The following is a 15,498-nucleotide window of genomic DNA, read 5'->3' as shown; positions in this document are numbered from 1 at the left end:
AGCAAATTTTCCGTTTACAGTTTCCCAGTCACTGAAAAAGAGGAATTTCACATTATGGAAAATCCTGTAATTACCGAGCACCGAATTCGTGGTGAGCGCTTTTACACCATAGAAAGGCGCAACAAAATTGCTTTTTATACAACCAATATTGCTGCTGCGCGTTATTGGATAAAGAATGTCGTTGATGGCGAGAACGCGGCAGTTCCAAAGGACGAGATAGCCCAAGTTACGCCTTAGGCTTAGCCGGCTTTGGCGATAGTGAGTTAGCAAGATGATTTTGCTAAATTTTTTTCGGTGTTTTTGAAGGTATTCCTAGGGGCTGGAATTTAGGAAATCCGTATAATGGCCCATTTAATGTGGGTTCCATGCATGGGTTGCTCCCTTTTCCAAAAAACCTCCTTTTTTATCCTTTCTGCTACTTTTGGTAGCGGATTTGCTTTCGCTCAACTAAATGATGATTTGGTTACGATTTTGGATGGTCGCCAAATCGGAATTTCCTACTATAAGAGCTCCATCAAAGCCTTGCCACCAGATTGGAAGAAGGTTTGGATTATTACCAACCGCAAGCAAGATCAACGGGTTGCCTCAGAACGAATTCAATCGATTCGTCGAAACATATTATTCAATTGCATGCGCAATACCTATTCAACTTTAGCGACTGTTAATTATGCCGAGCCAAATGCTATGGGAAAGCCTAGCTTGCAAACGGAGACCGGTTTTGAATTAAATGACGACCCCGTTCCAGAGGGAACGCCCTTAGCCATCATCTACACCCAAGTTTGCGGTTCTTAATTTACTACTATGAGATTTAATATTTTTCCTCCCGAAGGGCTCCAAAAAATTGAGCCAAAATTTCATGTAGAGCCTCGTGCGATTGCAAAGACTATCGAGCGCGAATTGGGTAGAAAGCCATTAGCTGGACTCTACTCAATTGATGGAAGCGGAACAGCGTTGCCTGTCAGTCTTATGGAAATTCGCCAGGGGCTAGTGGTAATGCAACCAGAAATTAAGCCTGAAGGTGGCTTTACAAGTTTAATCGGCGGACAGCGAATTTTGGTGCTTTGCGGCGAAAGCGGGAAGATGCAATTTTTAGCTGCAAGCCTAAGGTTGAATGAGGACGGTAATTTAGTTTGCCCCCTGCCATTAGATTTAATACTGATTCAGCGCCGCAAGGAGTTTAGAACTCCAGGGCCTGCAGATGAGGACCTAAATTTTGTTCTCTGCCTTGGTGCTGGTCAAGAATTGCTTACCAAGGTAATTGATATTTCTGATCATGGGATATTGCTTGACATTCGTTTGGGAGCGACTGAGGTGGAGGTTGGTCGCTATTGGCACTCAGGCTATTTCGAGCGTCTACGGTCCCGTTCCACAACAATTGATTTGGTAATTAAAAATGTTCGTCCAGGTGCGGACATAGATCGTATTCGTGCGGGTTGTGAGTTATATGAGCCAAAAAAACTAGCACTCAAAGAATTTGAAAGCACTCGCAGTGCAATTGAGAATGCTCGCGTTCAAGGTCGCTTAAATCGTTGGTATTTAGGTGCTTCTTGGTATGAGTAACGCCTTAGATAAAGTGTTGTCAGGCTCAAGGATATAAATTCAATATGAATTTTTTTGCCTCATTTACCACTGGAAAATTAATCATTGTCGTGAGCTTTCTCATGTTCATTGCTTTGATTTATTTTTTTATTCGAGATTTTTATGGGAAAGTTGTAGATGAGGTTAAAGGTCAGCAGGCTAAACCTGTTGAACCTGTGATGGTTGCTAGCTTGCAAAAAACACATCAACTTGAAGAGGTGATTAATCAAAAAATAGCCAACATGAAGTTGGATTTAATGGCTGAGCGGCTCAGAATTACATCGACTGCTGAAGTTTTAAAAAATTTAGCAAAGGAAAGGCATTTACCTGAAACGCTCTATCAAATTTACTTTGAAACAAGGGCATTCCCAAAAAAGAGTTTAGAAGCTCAGCAGACTGATCTTGAATGGCATGCTCAGGCTGGAATTACTGAATTAAAAGTGGAGCCGATGCCGTTAGACGATGGCACTGAAATTTACTTCACATTGCACAACTATCCCTACAAGCTCACTGCAATCAATCATCGATTTGCTAGGACTTACTTTGTTGAGCTTACATTGCGCGACGTAGATGATATTCGTTTATTTGTTGTGCGTATTAAAGCCAATGAGACAAATGGCAGGGATATCTTGGAGTCAGCAATCATAGAAATGAAAGCGGGCGAGTGGGTTGATGATATTGCTAGTTGCCGCTTATTGATGGATAAGCGTAAAACAGAAGTTCAGTTGATGGCCGAACATCGTGAGGTCGAGCTATTAAAACAGCGATTCATATTGAGTCAAGGCGGCAATAAGTTGGCTACCACTAAGGCTGATGTAGCAGCAAAGAAAAAGTAAATAAACGTGCTTAAAATTAACTTTCCCCGAACTCGAAAAGGTATTTACTTTTGGTTTTTGGCTTTTTCGAGTCTCTTATTCGTTTTTTCTTTAGCTGCTTTATTGACTGCTGCGGGTGAATTATCGAGCTCATCTTCTGATTTAAAGAGCCTAAAAGTTGTTATGCCCAATATTGAGGAGTTTGTCAGTTATCAGGCAATAGATTTTCGTCTTAATAATTCAACTCTAAATACGCGCCGATTGAAGCCAAGTGATATTCCCAAGTTGGCTGACGATGCGATCGTAGCTGTTAGCTTAGACGATGCCGTGAATCGTGCATTTCAGTATTTTGCAGAGTTTGAAAATAAGCGCTCTGGGCCTATATTGACGGTGACTCTGCCAACTGTGGAGTCGGTTGAGCCAGGATCACCTGCAGAGATAGCTGGCGTGAAGTCTGGTGATCTTGTGTTCTATGTCGGTTCTAACAAGATCGAATCAGTCATGGGGTACTACCAGGCTTTAAATGAGAAGCTTTCCCAGGAGATTGGCCTTAAGCTGCTTCGGGGTAAGCAGGGCACTGTATCGGTAGTGCTAAAAAATGCCGCTAAGGGTCCCATCACAGAAAGCAATGGCGGCATCAAGTTTGCCGTCCCGCCTGAGGCAATTTATCTAACTGAGCGTGATAGTAAGCGCATGGCTGATCAGTATCGCCGTGAAATGCTTCCAGCAATCTCTGTTGATTGGCGGACTGAGGCTGCTAATAATCTGATGCAAAATGCCAAGCGCCTCAACTTAATTGCTAAGGGTGTGGTTGACTCGGCGGGTCCATCTTCAGCCAAGATTCAAACAAAAGATGTGTTGAATTGGCAGCATAAAAAAGTGCTTGAGGCAATTGATAGCTACTTCTCCCAAAGGAGAAAAATAGAAAATAAAAACGCTTTCTATTTAACGGGCATGGGTGATGCGATTGTTGGTTTTGTATGTAGCTTGATTATTTTCTTGATTGCTTTGACTTTGTTCTGGTATCAACGCCGAGCTGTAGGTAAAAAGTCATGAACTCCCTAGAAAACCAAGATTATTGGCTAGGTTTGCGTATCAATAGCGAGCGTTATGCTTTACCTGCATCTCAAGTACATACCGTTTTTCTGCACTCTGAACCAGAGCAATCTATTAAAGAGTTGAAAATCAGTGGTGTTGTGGTTCATGATGGGGAACCGGTTTATCTGCGCAATCATTTTCAGTTGCTTAAAGCGGGTCGCGGTATCGAAAGTGCCGTTCCCTGGCAACAAGTACTTAAACGTGATCATGCGCCCTGGATTGTTGTTCTCAAAGATGGTTTAGGTAGGGGTCTTGGTTTTAGGGTTAACAATATTGTCGGGCCATTTCACTGTGCTGTTGCTCTTGAATCACCATTTCTGCAGTACAACGGATCCGATTTTTATTTAGTAGAGGTTTTATAAAGTTGCCGGACTAACGGCTAGACCTTATAGTTAGACAATCATTATGCGCAAAATTTATAAGAATCACGTCTTTCAGCACTCGACTAAGCCCTGGCAGTGGTTGGCTATCATTGCATTTTCGATTGCAATACTCTCGAGCGTTGGTGCATTTTTAACGGCGCGCAGTTGGTTGGGTGATGGCCGATATCTGCAAGCGATTGATATCGAGCAAATTGAGGTCTTACGCCTCATTCCTGCTCTCAAGGATCTGCAACAACAAGTTTCTGGCACCCATACTTTAGATTCTGAATTTTTTAACAACTTAAAGAAGGCAGATCGTTTATTAAGATCAATGACGGATGATGTGAAAGCTCCTGCGGTTGATACTGCCAGTTCTAACGCTGCACCTAATACCACCACATCTTCCTCGGCAATTCAAAAGACGACATCAATGTCGGGTGCCAGTAAACTCCAGGGTGCAAGCAAGGGCTCATCTGAAGAAGGCTCTGGAGCTGCGCCATTATCGGATAATCCGGCCTTAGCTTTTTTCCAAAAGCTAGATTCCAAGATTATGAATATCTTATTTGGTAAACCAGATAAGTATGCTGAATCTGCGAGCGACGACCTTGCTGCGAATTCACAGGCTCCTGACCAAAAGTCTGCAAAGGCGGAAGACATTCAAGATATTTTAGTTGGAGCCAAAACAGCCGAGCAATCGATTGCGATTGTATTGGCGCAAGAGAAAAGTCTGGCAGGATTGGATATTCTGGCCAAATCAGCAGAGCTACTAATTTCTGCAAAAGGTCCTTTGGACCTAGATAAAATCGCTGCCGATTCTCCAGCGAGAAAATATGCTGAGAGCTTGGCTGAATTTGCGAAAGCAAATACGGTCTGGCAAAAGAATATTACGAGCGCTTCTGCTTCCACTGCATTGCAAAAAGCACTTGGCGCGGTAATAGATCAAAAAGTATTAATCGAAATTGAGGCAGGCAAAAAAACTTCTGGTAAGTCAACATTAAGCATCACTCAAGTAATGCCTAAAGTTCATCAAAGTCCATGGCATACAAAGTTACCCCAAGAAAGTGCTGCTGCGCTAAAGTTGTATGTTAGTAATATTCAGATTGTGCGTGACTTTGCTTCAGATCACGAGGCTCTGCGGATTGTAGCTTTAAAGAATTCTAAGGGCTTGCGCTTGTTTGACTTTAATACAGCTGGCGGGTTCTTAGGATTGTCATTGCTTAGTATTATCGGTTTATTTGGTGTCGGACTTGGTGGAGGAATGTGGTTTAAAAATAGCCGACATACATCAATTCAAGATCAACGTATTACGAAGATGGCTACCGCGGCCGATGACCTTCTGGGCTCTATTGATTTGACTTTAAGCAAATCTGAGCCAAGCAGCGTTAAGGAGCCTGAAGAAAAATCAGAGCCCCCGTTATCCACTGTATCCAACTCTAATATCAGTAATGATCAAGATGAGCTCGCCGCTGCCGGCAGGAGTGAGTTAAAAACGGTAGTCAATGTCATCACTGAATTAAGTCAGGATTTAAGAGAAAAAGTGGTGGGTATCGAAGCCCGCATGAAAGTTCTTGGCCAAGTGGGGATTAAGCTGCGTCACTCAGTGAGCACCTTGCAGGATAAAAGTGCCCAAATGCGTTTTGGATATTCAGAGTCATCCTCAGGATCTCTTGATGCAGGCGTTGGCACCAATCGTGGCGGCCCTCTTGATCAGTTGCAGGATGCGTTTTATGCACTTAAGCAGCAGGGCGTTCGGTTGTATTTAGCCATTTTGGATAATCACTCTAGTAAACAGTTGGCGCTAGAGACTGAGCAGTTAAACCTATTAGTTGAGCGAATTGAATCAACGGTATCTAAAATGCGAGCTTCATTATCCCAGGCACTTAACCAAGTCGGCGATGCTCAGACTACTTCCCCTCAAATATCTCCAGAGGTTGTCGAGCTTTTAAATATGGATGTCAAGCAAGTGATGCGTGACCTTGATTTGTGGCAAGGCGAATTTGATGGATTGAGTCAAGCTTTTATTGAGCTTAAGCGCGAAATCAACGTTTGATTGAATTGAACAACCACCCGACCTAACGTCCTATGGCTGAAGAAAAACCCCTTTTTTTAGTAGATATTGATCGTGCTATCGAAGGTCTACTGTCTTCAATGCCAAAAAGGACGGCGGAACCTCCAAAAGCAGAGGCAATTATTATCCATTGCATCGATTTGGCCAACGCCTTAGATGGTGCTGGTTTAGAAGATTTGTCTGGTTTTGCTCAAGAGCTTGCGAATCAGATAAAAGAAAGCAAACCGCAATCTTTCCTTTTGGTGAATGACTTTATTGCGCTAACCAATGCTGGGGTGGCACTTATTCATCCAGCAGATTCGTCGCATGAAGATGTTAGTAGCACATTGCTCCAAGAAGCTAAATCCAGTTTTGCAAAAAAATTAGAACAATTAAAGGTAGGCGCACCAATCTCTCAAGAGTCCATATTAGTTAATCTAGCGCCTCAGCAGGTTGAGGATAGGGTGCGGACTGAGGAACAGGTTGCGGATGAAACCGTTTTGAGTATGAATGAAAAAGTATCTTCAGTTGATGATGTAATTGAAGATGCATTCCCAAACCAAGAATTTTCTTCTGAACTTTTCCAAGGGTTGCAGTCAAAAAAGAGTTCCGCTGATGAAGTGCAAAATGATGTGGATGCATTAGCTCAAGCAAGAATTTCTAATCATGATGTGCCAGTCTCTCGCGAGCAGGCCCTTGAGCAAACATTAGATCGGGCTGTTAATGAATTAAGTCAGTTATTTGCACCGAGAAAAGAATCTCCGCCAGTGCTGTTTACGCCGCCAGAGCCTAAGCCATTCTCATTGCCTGAGAGTTTGGCAAAGCCGATTGATCGGGATAGCTCTTTTGAGTACTCTAGTAGGGCGCGTTATCTCGATAAGCATTTCACATTAGATAGAGTCAGCAACTTGAACCGAATGCAAAAAGCCCGCAGCCTTGTAGGTAAGGTAGATAGCTGGAGCGGTGCTGAAGTTGATTTCTTGCTTGGTCGCGAACAGGATGAGTTGGTACGTTCAGGTCAGCAATCGTTAAGGCATATTTTTGAAAATCTCACTGATGAACTATTGATTGATGAAGTTTATGCTGATCCAGATATTGCTCAGCAACTTCTGACGATTTTGAGTATTTTGCCCCCATGTCCTAGTATTTTTGCGGTTCAACAAGAGCTCATGATTTTTATCGATTTGGATCATGTAACTCTCTCGAATGAGCATTTATTAGCTGTAAGTAGCATGATGGCGGAAATCGGTGGATCTTTGGAGGTCCACTATGATGGCGTGCGTTTATCTTGCCCATCAAGCTTGTTGCGGATGCCGATGGCCTATTTCACTAGACACGGTGAGCAATATGCTGTTTCTGCCATTCAGTATCTTGGCGAAGAGCCGCTAACTAAGGCAGTAGAGTCAACAATCGATTTTTTGGGCGAAATCATTCATCCCGCCAGAAGTATTTTCATCCGTGTGGGAAATCAGGACTATATGATTCATGCCCATGAGTTTTTAGGCGTGCAAAATATGAATGTGCACCAAAATTTGCCATCTTCTCTAGAGCGTCCATATTGGATGGCAGGGGTGGCGTTGGACGGCGCTAATAATGTGTACTCTTGGATCGCTTTGGACCGGCACTCTCGATGATGTTTTGGCGGGCCACTTTCCTAATTTTTGCCTATTTTTTAGGCACAAATGCGCTGGCTGCCCTGATGCCCGATCAGGAAAAAGAAATTTTCCGCTTTGTGCAATCAAGCCCTGCTATTAATGGCTTGCGCGTTCAGCTAGAGCTCGTAGACCCAAATGTCACTGTACCGGCCTGCCTTGGGGGTTCTATTCAGATTAGTGCTCAACCAGGCGCCCGCATATGGGGGAGAACCGTTCTTCAACTTCGCTGCGCTAAGGCAGGTTGGATGGTTAATATTCCTTTTAATATTCGCGTTTTTGGTAATTATGTTGTGGCGAGTCAATATCTTCCCGCCGGCCAAAAACTTGAGCCTGGCGATATTCGAGTGATTGAGGGGGAGCTCAGCACTTTGCCTGATGATGTGCTTCGAACCCCTAAAAATGCATATGACCGTGTTTTAAGCCGTTCCCTCCAAATGGGCTCTCCTGTAGGACTAAACGATTTAAAGGAATCATCCGTAGTAAAGGTAGGAGATCCTGTAAGGCTTGTCTTAAAAGGTAAGGATTTTGAGGTTTCCGGGGAGGGCGTGGCTCAAACGGCTGGAATGATCGGTGATATGGTCCGAGTTCGACTGGCTGATGGTCAGGTCTTGCAAGGTCGAGTATTGAGGCCATCTGTTGTAGTGGTTATGCTCGAGTAGGCAGCCTTTTTTTGTATTACAGTGGTGTTTAAGGGTATCAGTCGTTGGGCTAATGCCAAGAATAGTAAAATGGTTGCAGTTCTGAGGAGAGTGAGATGAAAGTTAACGAGAGTGGAGTATTAATTCCGCAAAACTCAGGAGTTGGTAAAACCAATTCCAGTCCAAACTCGTCCTCAGTTAACTCTAGCCCAAACAAAGTTGCCGCAGATGCTGTTGCTGGTCCAGCGGTAAATTTAGATATCAGCTTGACTGCTAAGCTCGCCGAAGTCCAAAGCGACTCTAAAGCCAATAATGTGACTGATGAAGCGTTGATTGAAAAACTACGAAATCAAGTTGCAAACGGCGAATTTAAAATTGATTACAAGAAGATTTCTCAGGCAATGTTAAAAGATGTAGTTGCCGCTATTGGTCAAAAACCAAAACAAGCCTAAGCTAAGCTTCGGCTATTAGCATTCAAATAATCTAGTTTATGTCAGGACAAATTCCATCAATGCCATTTGATGGGATGCAATCATTTTTGCAAAAAATTGCCAGTGCCGTTTTAGACTTACGGAGTGCATTGGAGGCAAATGACATGGATTGCTTGCCAACCGCTCTAGATCTTACCAATACTGCTCTAGATGCAATTAATCAATACCCTGGCGGTGCAGAAAAACTTAAAGCAGATATTGCATTATTCCCTGAAGAGCAAAGAAGAAGCTTAATGTCTTTGCTAGACGAAGCATCGGTCAACCACCAAATTAATGGTGATCTGATACGCTTGGCGATGCAACGAAGCGCTGCAATGCAATCATTTATAGCGCAGCAAGCTCCCAGCGCAACCTATGATAGCGAGGGGGGCGTACCGGGGTCTGTTGGTGGAGTGCTTTCGCGTAAGGTGTAGTCAATAGATAGCATTTTGCACCCGTGTTTTTTTATTTCTCTTGGTCAGTATGAAATTTTTTGATAATGCTCGTCTAGATATCGCTAGGCAAAACCTAAATCGTGGGCGCTATCAAGCGGCATTTGAGATCTTCTATGAATTGGCTGTTCACGATCTAGATGAAGAAGCCCAATTTGCACTGACCAAAATGTGCTTTGATGGCCATTTGGATGCTGAGCAAATTGCCAAACTATTTGAATGGGTAAATTCCAATAGCAGTCCTGGTAATGGTTATGCACATTTTAATGTCGCCCTGATGCATGAACGCGGTATGGGGGAGATAAAGCAGGACTATAAAACTGCTATTGAGTATTATGAAAAAGCCATCAAAGAAGAGGTGGCAGATGCATATTGCAATTTAGGTAATATCTATGCGCTTGGTTTAGCCGAGGAGCAAGGTGTTCCCCGAAATATGCAAAAAGGTATCCAATATCTTGCTATGGGAGCCCAAGAGGGTAGTCGCCAAGCTGCATATACCTTGGGGTGTCTGTATGAAAAAGGGGAGTACATACCCCAGGATCACTCTAAGGCTTGTTACTACTTAGTTCTTGCCACATTGGCGGGCCATGAGCAGGCCCACCGCGTACTGATTATTTTTCAGCATACCAATAAGGGAAACTTCCATAAAGAATTTGATGAAGCTGAATTGCAGTATGGAAAAATTCAAAATATGCGCAGGCTCTATAAGTGCCTGTAGCAAAATGTTGACGAGTTTTAAGGGTTAAATTTTGAGTTTGGCACGGATTCGGATCATGCCTTGAGTATGAATCTGACTAATGCGCCCGGGTGTAATGTTCATTACTTGGGCAATTTCTCGATAAGACAAATCTTCTTGGTAGTGAAGCGCAAACACGAGTTGTTCGTTTTCGGGGAGGCCTTCTAATATGGTGGCTATGCGTTCAGCCAGTTGTCCCATCGCAACCGCTCTCATTGGGTCTGACGAATCGGTATCTGAAGGCAATAGATCATCCGATAAATCATCGAGCGGCATGAGGTGAACCATATTAGCCATAATCGCATGGTAAGCCTCGATCGTCATTTCAGCGCCAGCAGCAATCTCCTTCTCAGAGGGGTGGCGTCCAAGGTTTTGCTCAAGCTTGCGTGTGACCTTCTCAAGACCTTCTAATTCGTCGCGTTGATTACGCGGCAAAATATCATTTTTGCGACAGGCATCATAAATTGCGCCACGGATCCGTGTTCGCGCATAGACTTCAAAATTGAGATTTGCTTGTGGCTCATAACGGGTCAAAGCATCTAAAAGACCAGTAAGCCCCTCTTGAATTAAGTCATCTACTTCAACATTGGGGGGTAAGCGTGAACAAATTTGGTGGGCAATACGCTTAACGAGCGGCAAGTGTTCTTTGATTGCAAGATCAATATCAACGGACTGTTTATAACTAGATGGCTTCAATCACATCTCGCGCAAGGGAATATCTATCGGAAAAATCAAAATAGGTTTAAGTTGTAATTTTGGCAGAAATTGCCTTGAAAAAGCCATGAGGCAGAACAAATTCATGAGTTGGCCCCTTCGTAACGGGGTTAAAGCTCATATCGTCAAGATCAATTTCAACGCGTTGCGCTGTAAGTGCACTAATCCAGCCTAAAAATTCAATATTTTGCTGAAGGGCTATTTGCGAAGCTTCTTGTAGTTTTGCAAACGCTGCATTTCCAGTCGCTTCATCATCGCCGCCAATGATGAGGACGGCTAAAGGCTCGTCAAGTTGCAACTCTGCCATTTGGCGAATCATCACAAGTGCTCTTTTTAGGCAGGACTCTTCGGTAGATGCAACCAAAATTCGTTTGATATTGCTGCCGTAGTAGGCGACGATATTGGCCTGTGGATCAACGGTTGGAAAAATCACATAATCAATGTCTATTTCATGCTTAACCAGACGCTCATCCAACTTGGGATATTTTGCGTACCTGCTGGATATTTCGGGGCGCAATTTTACGCTCGTGGCATACCAAAGGTTCTCTTCGATTAGCTTAAGTGATTTATGCAGCTCAACGGAATTTGAAAAAACCTGACCTAAATCGTAGCGTACGGGATATAAAAACCCTGACATAGTCTTGCGGTCAGCTAAAGGCACTTCATCAACAAACAGTACTCGGTGGCCAAGCTGTTTGATGCTGTGAGCAGTGCTGTGACCTAGGTGAATCGTCGAATCGGGGTCGAGTGTGCTGGCAATACAAATGATGCGACACAACTCTGAGCCAAAAATGTCGCGTAATCCTGCGGCCTGATCGTTGCCGCTAACAGTGCTTGCTGTACTCATTGGTTGACTTTGCGAATCCAGTCACCTAAATGATCGGAGAGTAATGCAGGAACCTGTTCATCAGTTAATGAGAAGGTTTCGGCAAAAGCACGCATAGCCATTGCTCGATGACTAAGGTAGTTGACATCTGGCTGGCTTAAATCTTCTGGTACACGTTGTCCATTGGAGACAAACAAGATAGATAGATCATGACGAATAACGCTATCAATGACAGGTGCTAGATGGGCTGCTTCATCAATTTTGGTAATGATTACAGAATCAAGCTTCTCACCATTGGTGTTCTGCATTGCTTGATTGTGTAAATTGATTACCTCTTCTTGGGTGCGTAAATCTGTGGTGGAGCTCATTACAAGAATACGACGTGCTTTACTAGAGCCGTGCTCAAGCAGGTGTGATTGCTCCACCATCAGGGCATCGCGCTGACTAACGCCTGCAGTATCCAGCAGGATAATCTTACGATTAGAAAAATCTTTGATCTTGGTTGCTAGATCTTCACTATCACGAACAGCGGTAACCGATAACCCTAGAATTTTGGCAAACGTTTTCAGCTGTTCCTGGGCGCCAATACGATAAGTGTCAGTAGTGAGTAAGGCGACTTGATTGCGACCATAACGGAGCACGCAACGAGCAGCAATTTTGGCAACGGTGGTGGTTTTCCCGACGCCAGTTGGGCCAATGAATGCAAACACTCCACCGCGATCGAAGATGTCAAATGCCCGTGAGGTCTTAAGCATGCATTTGACTTGCTCGCGCGCATTTTTGAGTAGATGTGGTGTGCTTAAGTTCTCAGGGAGATTTTGGGCAATCTCAGATACTAATTTTGGTGAAAAGCCACTATTGAGTAGATGTTTGACGACTTCAGTAATGTGGGTATTTTCTTGTTGGATATTTCCCCAAAAGCTGCCGGCAACATGAGACTGCAGAAGGTGTTTAACCTCGCTTATTTCTGAAAGTAGCTTTTCAACTTTGGGTGAGCTTTCAGCCTGTGCAGCTACTGAAGGGGTGGGGCTAGTTGATATGCTGGGTGTAGCGGGGCTATTTTCATTGAGGTTACTGGCCGCAAGAATTTTTTGTGCTGCACCTTGAGCGGCACTCTTTAAAGCATTGAGGGCAGCCGCCTCTTGGGCCGCCTTAGTATTGGCCGCGAGACTGGCATTAAAGATGGCGTCGTTATTGGATGGATTGATGACATTGGCTGATCCCCTGGGGATGCGCTCTGCATTATTAAATGAAGTAGGTAAAAACGCTTCAGCGCCTGGCGCTCTAATAGGGCGCTCTACTCTAGCAGGGTTGCGACGCAAAACGCCATTGGGAACATCGGTGCGTATCCCTCTCTGAGTGGAGTCTGCAGATAATGCAGGTGAGATGGGTTCAGCGCGCCGTGCAATGGCGTTAGCAAATTTATCGGAGAGGCCGGACTCTTTTAAGGAGCGCTCAGAAAAAGCGCTTGTTTCACCAAACTGTGGATCAAGTAGTTCAGAGCGGGCAGAGAGGTTGGCTAAATCACTCGAGGTAATTGCCATAACTTCTACGCCTTGATCGGTATCTTTTGTTGAGAGAACCATAGCATCCGGACCCATCTCTGCACGTATGAGCTTGAGGGCATCAGCGGTATTGGCTGCGATAAATTTTTGGGGGCCCATGTGTTAACTCCGAAGGATTCTCTTTAGTATGATTTTATGGGTTTTTGCCCGTTTGGGAACAAAGAACCTTGTAAAAAGCTAGATTTGCAGTTGGCGGTAGCTCGCTTAAGGCCAAAATGATGGCTTGGGGACAAACCCGACGAGCGATTCTGGAGATGGTTGTTCGAGTACGAGTACCGCTGACAATTACCGGGGGCAGGTTCTCATTTTCCATTTCCTGTACTCCTTTGATCACCTCTTCCCCAAACATGCGCGCTAAGGATGGTTCGATTAAGCCATCGGGAGCAATGGCGCCTGCGCCAATAGATTGCTCAATTAAGCGCTCAAACTCTGGCTGAATGCCTAAGACTTTAAAGTTACCGCCATCTCCGAGAGAGTCTTGCACGATGGTTCTGCGTAATGCATACCGAATGTGCGGCAGAATTTCTAGAGGGTCATTCAGCTTGCCTGCATATTCGCTGGCAACTTCCAAAATGGTGCGCAAGTCTTTAATGGGGACATTTTCTTCTAATAGCAACTGTAAGATGCGCTGTAATTGTGCGACAGAGACTATCTTCGGAATCACATCATCAACCAATTTTGGATAGCTCATTTTGAAGTGGTCGAGTAAGTCTTGCGTTTCTTGACGGCCTAAGAGTTCAGCGGCATGTTGGTGAATCAAATGATCTAAATGGGTGGTAATTACTACTGCTGGTTCAACAACGGTATAACCTTTGGCAATAGCCTCATCGCGCTGACGTCGTTCAATCCATACGGCGGGCATGCCGAAAGTGGGATCCTTGACTTCGATGCCTGGAATTTTTTCTGTGCCGCTTTGCTGAATGGCTAATAGTCGATCTGGCAGACATTGCCCGCGGCCGATCTCTGCGCCGTAGAGTAGGACGCGATAAGTTTCCGCAGAAAGTTGTAAGTTATCCCGAATATGCACTGACGGAATTAAGAAGCCAACTTGAGTTACAAACTTACGACGAATGGCTTTAATGCGCTTAATTAAATCACTGTCATCACCTTTATCCACCAAGGGAATAAGGCGATAAGCTAACTCCAAGCAGAGTGGCTCAACAATGGGGACATCTTTCCACTCGAGCTCTTCATTGGTAACGGGTTGTGCGGCTGCGATCTTTGCTTGTGCTGCTTCTTTCTTAATGCGCTGATGTGTTAAGTACGCCAGACCACCAAATAGAACGGCAAAAGCTAGAAAGATAAAGTGTGGCATACCTGGCAGCACACCCAAAATACCCAGAACAGCCGCAACAACTCCTAGCGCATTGCTATTGGCTTCAAACTGTTTAGATACCTGACCAGAAAAGTCATCCTCAGTAGCAACGCGGGTTACCAAAATACCTGCCGCAGTAGAAATAATCAGTGCCGGAATTTGTGCAACTAAGCCGTCACCAATTGTCAGGGATGCGAAGGTCGAGAGTGCTTTGCCAAAATCCATGCCATGCTGCAAGACGCCGATCAGCAAACCACCAATCAGGTTGATGACCAAAATCATGATGCCGGCCATGGCATCGCCACGTACAAACTTCGACGCACCGTCCATCGATCCAAAGAAATCTGCCTCTTGAGCTACGTCCGCGCGGCGGGCTTTTGCTTCATCTTGTTGAATCAGACCCGCGTTCAAATCGGCATCAATTGCCATTTGTTTACCAGGCATTGAGTCCAAAGCAAAGCGTGCAGAGACTTCAGCTACGCGACCCGAGCCCTTGGTAATCACTACAAAGTTAATGATGGTGATGACGACGAAGATGACAATACCAACAGCAAAGTTGCCGCCAATCAAAAAGACGCCAAATGCTTCAATCACTTTGCCGGCAGCATCCGTTCCTTTGTAACCATCTAATAAAACAATACGGGTGGAAGCAACGTTAAGTGATAAACGAAGCAGGGTGGTGAGTAGAAGAACCGTTGGGAAGGCAACAAAATCTTTAAAGCTTTTAATATTGATCGCCGTAAACAGAACGATGATTGATAGCGCAATATTGAAGGTGAATAGAATGTCGAGAATGATGGCTGGTAATGGCACCAGCATCATGATCAAAATCAGTAAAACCAGAATCGGGATGGCGCCTTGTGCCGAGGGACTTGGCAACTTCGAGGTGTCAAAACCCAGGATTTTCATGCGAATAGGTCTTTTGCCCGATAAATGAATAAAAACGTGTTGAAACAGTGAAAAACAAGCCCAATGTAGTTAGCGCCCGTTTGCAAAACCTCTATATCTATATCTAGTGGCTAGCGCTAAAAACAACCCTAAATATACTGGATTTCAGTGAGAAAAACACCAAAAATGGCAAATTTTGCCCATCTTTGCCCAAAAAGACGGCAAAAAGTTCCTAAGCTATTGAAAAATATAGATTATCCGAGATAAATCAGGCTAGTTTCAGGTAAGTCTATGGCAAATAAAAAGAGCCCCAATAAAGGGGCTCTTTCAGAAGAGGGA

The 15,498-nt window shown here is 44.3% G+C and carries 16 protein-coding genes; 12 read left to right on the top strand and 4 right to left on the bottom strand.

The annotated features are described in order from the left end of the window. Positions 1–54: 54 nt before the first annotated feature. The 12 genes from ICV36_RS08200 to ICV36_RS08145 all read left to right on the top strand — a co-directional run bounded on the left by ICV36_RS08200 (position 55) and on the right by ICV36_RS08145 (position 9,833). Entirely contained in the window at positions 55–237 is a 183-nt protein-coding gene (locus tag ICV36_RS08200; RefSeq protein ID WP_215400217.1) for a hypothetical protein, read from the top strand. Between the two features lie 105 nt (positions 238–342). Then, a complete protein-coding gene (locus tag ICV36_RS08195) occupies positions 343–792 on the top strand; it encodes a surface-adhesin E family protein (protein ID WP_215400216.1) in 450 nt (149 codons plus the stop codon). A gap of 9 nt (positions 793–801) precedes the next feature. Then, entirely contained in the window at positions 802–1,560 is a 759-nt protein-coding gene (locus ICV36_RS08190; protein WP_215400215.1) for a hypothetical protein, read from the top strand. Positions 1,561–1,604: 44 nt separating this feature from the next. After that, positions 1,605–2,414, top strand: a complete 810-nt coding sequence (locus ICV36_RS08185; protein ID WP_215400214.1) for a hypothetical protein — start codon at positions 1,605–1,607, stop codon at positions 2,412–2,414. Between the two features lie 57 nt (positions 2,415–2,471). Then, positions 2,472–3,449, top strand: a complete 978-nt coding sequence (locus ICV36_RS08180) for a PDZ domain-containing protein (RefSeq protein WP_215400213.1) — start codon at positions 2,472–2,474, stop codon at positions 3,447–3,449. After that, positions 3,446–3,853, top strand: coding sequence for a hypothetical protein (locus ICV36_RS08175; protein ID WP_215400212.1), 408 nt, complete (start codon positions 3,446–3,448; stop codon positions 3,851–3,853). Before ICV36_RS08180 ends, ICV36_RS08175 begins: the two co-directional genes overlap by 4 nt. Positions 3,854–3,896: 43 nt before the next feature. Next, positions 3,897–5,903 (top strand): hypothetical protein, encoded by a 2,007-nt coding sequence (locus tag ICV36_RS08170; RefSeq protein WP_215400211.1) that lies wholly within the window; start codon positions 3,897–3,899, stop codon positions 5,901–5,903. 32 nt (positions 5,904–5,935) lie between these two features. After that, entirely contained in the window at positions 5,936–7,534 is a 1,599-nt protein-coding gene (locus tag ICV36_RS08165; protein ID WP_215400210.1) for a hypothetical protein, read from the top strand. Continuing rightward, a complete protein-coding gene (gene flgA, locus ICV36_RS08160; RefSeq protein WP_215400209.1) occupies positions 7,531–8,214 on the top strand; it encodes a flagellar basal body P-ring formation chaperone FlgA in 684 nt (227 codons plus the stop codon). Before ICV36_RS08165 ends, flgA begins: the two co-directional genes overlap by 4 nt. Positions 8,215–8,309: 95 nt before the next feature. Beyond that, positions 8,310–8,645, top strand: coding sequence for a flagellar biosynthesis anti-sigma factor FlgM (flgM, locus tag ICV36_RS08155; RefSeq protein ID WP_215400208.1), 336 nt, complete (start codon positions 8,310–8,312; stop codon positions 8,643–8,645). Positions 8,646–8,683: 38 nt separating this feature from the next. Beyond that, positions 8,684–9,097, top strand: coding sequence for a hypothetical protein (locus tag ICV36_RS08150; protein WP_215400207.1), 414 nt, complete (start codon positions 8,684–8,686; stop codon positions 9,095–9,097). Between the two features lie 49 nt (positions 9,098–9,146). Continuing rightward, entirely contained in the window at positions 9,147–9,833 is a 687-nt protein-coding gene (locus ICV36_RS08145) for a tetratricopeptide repeat protein (RefSeq protein WP_215400206.1), read from the top strand. Positions 9,834–9,857: 24 nt separating this feature from the next. On the opposite strand, the gene ICV36_RS08140 is transcribed toward ICV36_RS08145, so the two are convergent. From ICV36_RS08140 to flhA, 4 genes are read right to left on the bottom strand one after another with little or no spacing between them, the layout of a single operon-like run. After that, entirely contained in the window at positions 9,858–10,547 is a 690-nt protein-coding gene (locus ICV36_RS08140) for a FliA/WhiG family RNA polymerase sigma factor (protein ID WP_215400205.1), read from the bottom strand. 46 nt (positions 10,548–10,593) lie between these two features. Then, complete coding sequence (locus ICV36_RS08135; protein ID WP_215400204.1) at positions 10,594–11,412, bottom strand: hypothetical protein; 819 nt, start codon at positions 11,410–11,412, stop codon at positions 10,594–10,596. After that, positions 11,409–13,055 (bottom strand): flagellar biosynthesis protein FlhF, encoded by a 1,647-nt coding sequence (flhF, locus tag ICV36_RS08130; RefSeq protein WP_215400203.1) that lies wholly within the window; start codon positions 13,053–13,055, stop codon positions 11,409–11,411. Before flhF ends, ICV36_RS08135 begins: the two co-directional genes overlap by 4 nt. A gap of 34 nt (positions 13,056–13,089) precedes the next feature. Next, on the bottom strand, positions 13,090–15,180 hold the full coding sequence (gene flhA / locus ICV36_RS08125) for a flagellar biosynthesis protein FlhA (protein ID WP_215400202.1): 2,091 nt from the start codon (positions 15,178–15,180) through the stop codon (positions 13,090–13,092). Positions 15,181–15,498 lie beyond the last annotated feature (318 nt).

Source organism: Polynucleobacter sp. MWH-UH35A (assembly GCF_018687075.1).
GTDB lineage: Bacteria > Pseudomonadota > Gammaproteobacteria > Burkholderiales > Burkholderiaceae > Polynucleobacter.
The sequence above is the reverse complement of the archived record's forward strand: the minus strand, read 5'-3'. Positions and strand labels throughout refer to the sequence as shown.